General features: G+C 71.5%; 6 protein-coding genes. All 6 read left to right on the top strand.

Annotation, left to right across the window (positions count from 1 at the left end):
• Positions 1-2,310: Rne/Rng family ribonuclease (locus tag AB0H81_RS43415; protein WP_358387944.1), on the top strand; the 2,310-nt coding region annotated here is incomplete at its 5' end.
• A 232-nt stretch (positions 2,311-2,542) separates the two neighbouring features.
• Complete coding sequence (gene rplU, locus AB0H81_RS43410) at positions 2,543-2,845, top strand: 50S ribosomal protein L21 (RefSeq protein WP_357637320.1); 303 nt, start codon at positions 2,543-2,545, stop codon at positions 2,843-2,845.
• Positions 2,846-2,860: 15 nt separating this feature from the next.
• On the top strand, positions 2,861-3,118 hold the full coding sequence (rpmA, locus tag AB0H81_RS43405) for a 50S ribosomal protein L27 (protein WP_020546367.1): 258 nt from the start codon (positions 2,861-2,863) through the stop codon (positions 3,116-3,118).
• Between the two features lie 232 nt (positions 3,119-3,350).
• The gene (obgE, locus tag AB0H81_RS43400; protein ID WP_358387941.1) at positions 3,351-4,703 is read left to right on the top strand and encodes a GTPase ObgE; all 1,353 of its coding nucleotides are present in this window, start codon (positions 3,351-3,353) and stop codon (positions 4,701-4,703) included.
• 87 nt (positions 4,704-4,790) lie between these two features.
• On the top strand, positions 4,791-5,384 hold the full coding sequence (locus tag AB0H81_RS43395; protein WP_358387938.1) for a helix-turn-helix domain-containing protein: 594 nt from the start codon (positions 4,791-4,793) through the stop codon (positions 5,382-5,384).
• A 54-nt stretch (positions 5,385-5,438) separates the two neighbouring features.
• The coding region (gene proB / locus AB0H81_RS43390; protein WP_358387935.1) for a glutamate 5-kinase at positions 5,439-6,144 on the top strand (706 nt) is incomplete at its 3' end.

The raw sequence follows: 6,144 nt of genomic DNA, 5'->3' as shown, positions 1-6,144 counted from the left end.
GTCACCCCGACCGGGAGCGCCGCGACCGGCGGGGCCGCCCAGGCGGCGCCGCCCGCGAGCGCGGCCGACGCCGTCGAGGACGACATCCTGGACGCGCTGCCCGAGGACGAGCCGCTCGACGACGAGCCCGCCGGTGAGGACCTCGACGAGGACGCCGACCGGCCGAGCCTGCTCGCCGACCCGTTCGGCTTCTCCGCGCGCCGCGCCGACCAGCCGGACGCCGTGTTCCGGCGTCCCGCGGCGATCTTCGCGCCGCTGTTCCAGGCGCCCGACCCGAGCCAGGCCGTACGTCCTGAGCCCGTCCGCGCCGAGCCCGCGCGCCCCGAGCCGGAGCCGGTCGCCGACGCGGACGAGACCGACGAGGCCGGCACCGACGACGACGACGCCTCCGACTCCGACCAGGAGGAGGAAGAGGGCGGCAGCCGCCGTCGCCGCCGCCGCAGGGGCGGCCGGGGCCGCGGCAAGACCCGCGAGCGCGACGAGTCCGACTCCGACGACGAGGGCGACGAGGGCGACGAGGGCGAGGACGAGCAGTCCGAGGAGCAGCAGGAGGAGGAGACCTCCAGCTCGCGCCGCCGTCGCCGCCGCCGCAGGCGCGGCTCCGACGACGGGGGCGCCGAGCCGTCCGGCGACGACCCGCCCAACACCGTCGTCCGCATCCGCGCGCCGCGCTCCGGCCGCGCCTCGCTGGTCGACACCTCCGCCGACGGCGTGCAGAGCGTACGCGGCTCCACCCGGCTGGAGGCCAAGAAGCAGCGCCGCCGCGAGGGCCGCGAGCTGGGCCGCCGCCGGCCGCCGATCATCACCGAGTCGGAGTTCCTGGCCCGGCGCGAGTCGGTCGACCGGATGATGGTGGTGCGCCGCCAGGGCGACCGCACGCAGATCGCGGTGCTGGAGGACGGCGTCCTCGTCGAGCACTACGTCAACCGCGAGGCCAGCCAGTCGTACGTCGGCAACGTCTACCTCGGCAAGGTGCAGAACGTCCTGCCCTCGATGGAGGCGGCGTTCGTCGACATCGGCAAGGGCCGCAACGCCGTCCTGTACGCCGGTGAGGTCAACTTCGACACCGCCGGCCTGGAGGGCCAGCCCAAGCGCATCGAGTCGGCGCTGAAGTCCGGCCAGTCGGTGCTGGTGCAGGTCACCAAGGACCCGATCGGCCACAAGGGCGCCCGCCTGACCTCGCAGATCAGCCTGCCCGGCCGCTACCTGGTCTACGTGCCCGACGGCTCGATGACCGGCATCAGCCGCAAGCTGCCCGACAAGGAGCGCACGCGCCTCAAGAGCATCCTGAAGAAGGTCATGCCGGAGAGCGCGGGTGTGATCGTGCGCACCGCGGCCGAGGGCGCCTCCGAGGAGGAGCTGGCCCGCGACGTCGCCCGCCTGTCGGCGCAGTGGGAGAACATCCAGAAGAAGGCCAAGTCGGCCAGCCCGCCCGAGCTGCTGTCGGCCGAGCCCGACCTCACCGTCCGCGTGGTGCGCGACGTCTTCAACGAGGACTTCAGCTCGCTCGTCGTGCAGGGCGGGGAGGCGTGGGAGACGGTCGAGGAGTACGTGAAGTACGTCGCGCCGCACCTGGCCGAGCGGCTGTCGCGGTGGGACGGCGACCAGGGCGACGTCTTCGAGTCGTACCGGATCGACGAGCAGCTCGGCAAGGCCATGGAGCGCAAGGTGTGGCTGCCCAGCGGCGGCTCGCTGGTGATCGACCGTACCGAGGCGATGACCGTCGTCGACGTGAACACCGGCAAGTTCACCGGCCAGGGCGGCAACCTCGAGGAGACCGTCACCCGCAACAACCTGGAGGCGGCCGAGGAGATCGTCCGCCAGCTCCGGCTGCGTGACATCGGCGGCATCATCGTCATCGACTTCATCGACATGGTGCTGGAGTCCAACCGCGACCTGGTGCTGCGGCGGATGCTGGAGTGCCTGGCCCGCGACCGGACCAAGCACCAGGTGGCCGAGGTCACCTCGCTCGGCCTGGTCCAGATGACCCGTAAGCGGGTCGGGCAGGGGCTCCTGGAGGCGTTCTCGACGCCGTGCGAGTGCTGCAACGGGCGCGGGCTCATCGTCTCCACCGAGCCGGTGGAGATCAAGCCTGAGACGCGCGGCACGCAGGGCAAGATGGCCGTCGAGAAGGCGGTGGCCGACAAGCTGGGCGACAAGGGCGGGGAGAAGGTTTCCGCGGCCAAGGACTCCTCTGGCCGTGATACCGTGACCGGTGCGCTTGATGACGTCCCGGCTGAGGACGACCAGGCCGGCCAGTCTTCCGGCAGGGGGCGGCGACGCTCCCGCCGAGCCAGGTCCGCCGAGTAGCCCCCTGAGTGGCTGCTCGAAGGACTGTCCGACGATCCGTCCGGTTCGCTACGGGCACCGTTAATCCGGTACTCTAGTGGATCGGTGCGTCAGGTGACGTGCCCTGTTGGCGCGCCCACTCGGTTCGTTGGTTCCAGACAGATACGGGTGCGGGCGCAGCACTCGGCAGTCAACGGCCGTTCCGTCCGGGACGGCCGTGGATCGCAACAGTAGACAGTAGAAGGGTTCCGCGGTGTACGCGATCGTTCGTTGCGGCGGCAGGCAGCAGAAGGTCTCCGTCGGTGACGTCCTCGAGGTGGACAAGGTCGCCGGCGAGGTCGGCTCTTCGATTTCGCTGCCGACGGTGCTCGTCGTCAACGACGGCGATGTGACCACGGAGGCGGGCAAGTTCACGGTCAACGCCGAGATCCTCGGCGAGACCAAGGGTCCGAAGATCCGCATTCTCAAGTACAAGAACAAGACCGGTTACAAGAAGCGCCAGGGTCACCGCCAGCGGTACACCCAGGTGAAGATCACCGGTATCGACCAGGCCTGATCGGGAGTTTGAGAGATGGCACACAAGAAGGGCGCGTCGTCCACCCGGAACGGCCGTGACTCCAACGCTCAGCGCCTGGGCGTCAAGCGCTTCGGCGGCCAGCTGGTCAACGCGGGCGAGATCATCGTCCGTCAGCGTGGCACCCACTTCCACCCCGGCGACAACGTCGGCCGCGGTGGCGACGACACGCTGTTCGCGCTGACCGCCGGTCACGTGCAGTTCGGCGTCAAGCGCGGCCGTCGCGCCGTGAGCATCGTCCCGGTCGCGGAGTAACTCGCGGAGTAATCCGCAACCGGAGAGCGTTACCAAGGGGTGGATCGGTTCCTCGATCCACCCCTTCGTGTTTGCCCGGCCCGGCTGGGCCGTGTCCCGCCGGGACGGCGCCGGATGAGCGCTCCCCCTCGGCGGCGGGCGACAGCGGCGACAGGCGCCCGGAGGCCCACGGCGGACATCCGCGGGAAGACTTGGAAAACCCCCTGGACAGGGGGCGTGAGGAGAGGCGGACATGCCGGACTTCGTGGACCAGGTGGTCCTGCACATCAGGGCCGGTGACGGAGGGAACGGCTGCGCCTCCATCCACCGGGAGAAGTTCAAACCGCTCGGCGGCCCCGACGGGGGCAACGGCGGCCGGGGCGGCGACGTGATCCTCGAGGTGGATCCCAACACCGCGACCCTGCTCGACTACCATCGCCGCCCGCACCGCAAGGCCGACAACGGCAAGCAGGGGCAGGGCTCCAACCGCGACGGCGCCAACGGCGGCGACGTCGTCCTGGCCGTGCCCAACGGCACCGTGGTCAAGGACGCCGCCACCGGCGAGGTGCTGGTCGACCTGATCGGCTCCGGCACCCGCTACGTGATCGCCCATGGCGGCCACGGCGGGCTCGGCAACGCCGCGCTGGCCTCCACGAAGCGCAAGGCCCCCGGGTTCGCGCTGCTCGGCGAGCCGGGCGACGCGCTCGACGTGATGCTGGAGCTCAAGAGCGTCGCCGACGTCGCCCTGGTCGGCTTCCCCAGCGCCGGCAAGTCGTCCCTGATCGCCGCGCTGAGCGCGGCCCGGCCGAAGATCGCCGACTATCCGTTCACCACGCTCGTGCCCAACCTCGGCGTCGTCACCGCCGGCGAGACCATCTTCACGGTCGCCGACGTGCCGGGGCTGATCCCGGGCGCGTCCCAGGGCAAGGGCCTCGGGCACGAGTTCCTGCGCCACGTCGAGCGGTGCGACATGCTCGTCCACGTCATCGACTGCGCCACGATGGAGCCCGGCCGCGACCCCGTCACCGACTACGAGGTGATCGAGGCTGAGCTGGAGGCGTACGGCAAGCTGGGCGACCGGCCGCGCATGGTGGTGCTCAACAAGGCCGACGTGCCCGACGCCCAGGAGCTGGCCGAACTGGTCAGGCCGGACTTCGAGGCGCGCGGACTGCAGGTGTTCACGGTGTCGGCGGCCACGCACGCCGGGCTGCGCGAGCTGACGTTCGCCATGGGCGAGTGGGTCGCGGCCGCCCGCGCCAACCGGCCGGTCGAGGAGCCCACCCGTCTGGTGATCAAGCCGCGGCAGCTCGGCGAGACCGGGTTCACGGTCCGCAAGGTCAACGACAACCAGTTCCAGGTCACCGGCGAGAAGCCGGAGCGCTGGATCCGGCAGACCGACTTCACCAACGACGAGGCCGTCGGCTACCTCGCCGACCGGCTGGAGCGGCTCGGCGTCGAGGAGGAGCTGGTCAAGGCGGGGGCCAGCGCCGGCGCCGAGGTGATCATCGGGCCCATGGAGGGCGGCTACGTCTTCGACTGGCAGCCGACGCTGTCCGCCGAGTCCGTCCGGACGGGTCCGCGCGGCACCGACAGCAGGCTCGGCTAGCCGCCGTCCCCCGGAAGCCCCGCGGCTATGGTTGGTCGGTACTCACTGAAATTCCCAGCGCCAGCGGAGAGACGCATCACGGTGAAGGTGAATCAGCCGACGACCCGCGAACGCATCGTCGCCGCCGCCGCGAGGCTCATGGACGAGGCCGGGCTGGCCAAGGTCACCACGAAGGAGATCGCGCGGCTGGCCGGCTTCTCCGAGCCCACGCTCTACAAGCACTTCCGGGACAAGGAGGACCTGCTGCTCGCGGTTCTCCACGACGGCCTGCCCTACATCGACGCCCTGTCCGGCCTGCCCGCGCGGGCCGGGACGGGCACGATCGAGGGCAATCTGACCGACGTGGCCGAGCAGGCGTCGGCGTTCTTCGACCGGTCCATCCCCGTGGGCTCGGCGATCTTCGCCGAGCGCGACATGCTGGCCAAGCAGCGGGCGCGGCTGCGCGAGGCCGGCCTGGGGCCGCACCTGGCCGAGCGGCTCGTGGCCGATTACCTGCGCGCCGAGCAGCGTCTCGGCCGGATCTCGGCGGAGGTGGCCCCGGAGGCGGCGGCCGCGCTGCTGGTGGGGGCCTGCTTCTACCGGGCCTTCGTGCGGGCGTACATGGGGGAGGGCGCGGACTTCACGCCGGACGTCGTCGCGGCCCTGCTCGGCGGCCTCACGCCCGGCCCGTCCACCCGCTGACCGAGGCGCGAGACGGGCGAATGCGGATGCCGGGCCTCGGATAGGCTTCCAGATGTGCGCGAACGGATCAGCTCAGCGTCGAAGGTCGTCGTCAAGGTCGGCTCCTCCTCGCTGACCACCCCTCAGGGGACGATCGACGTGGACCGGGTCGACGCGCTGGTCGACGTCCTCGCCGCGCGCCGCCGTACGGGCACGCAGATCGTGCTGGTCTCCTCAGGAGCGATCGCGGCGGGCCTCGGCCCGCTCGGGCTGTCCGCGCGCCCGCGCGACCTCGCCACGCAGCAGGCCGCCGCCTCGGTCGGCCAGGGCGTGCTCGTCGCGCGTTACACCTCCTCCTTCGCCCGGTACGGCCTGCGCGTCGGCCAGGTCCTGCTGACCGCCGACGACATGATGCGCCGCGCCCACCACGCCAACGCCCAGCGCACCCTCAACCGGCTGCTGGAGCTCGGCATCATGCCGATCGTCAACGAGAACGACACCGTCGCCACCGACGAGATCCGCTTCGGCGACAACGACCGGCTGGCGGCCCTGGTCACCCACCTCGTCCACGCCGACGCGCTGGTGCTGCTGTCCGACGTGGACGCCCTCTACGACGGCCCGCCGAGCCGCAGCGGCTCGCGGCGGCTGGCCGAGATCCGCGGACCCGAGGACCTCGTGGGCGTCGAGCTGGGCAGGAACGGCGCGGCCGTCGGCACCGGCGGCATGGTGACCAAGGTGCAGGCGGCGCGCATCGCCACCGGCGCGGGCGTGCCGGTGGTGC

Origin of the sequence: Nonomuraea sp. NPDC050691 (assembly GCF_040654455.1) — a bacterium.
In the GTDB taxonomy this organism is placed as follows: Bacteria; Actinomycetota; Actinomycetes; order Streptosporangiales; family Streptosporangiaceae; genus Nonomuraea.
This window is presented reverse-complemented; position numbering and strand designations above follow the sequence as displayed.

Coding starts and splice junctions, on each gene's coding strand:
- rpmA (WP_020546367.1), top strand. CDS start 2,861: ATGGCACACAAGAAGGGCGCGTCGTCCACCCGGAACGGCCGTGACTCC.
- obgE (WP_358387941.1), top strand. CDS start 3,351: ATGCCGGACTTCGTGGACCAGGTGGTCCTGCACATCAGGGCCGGTGAC.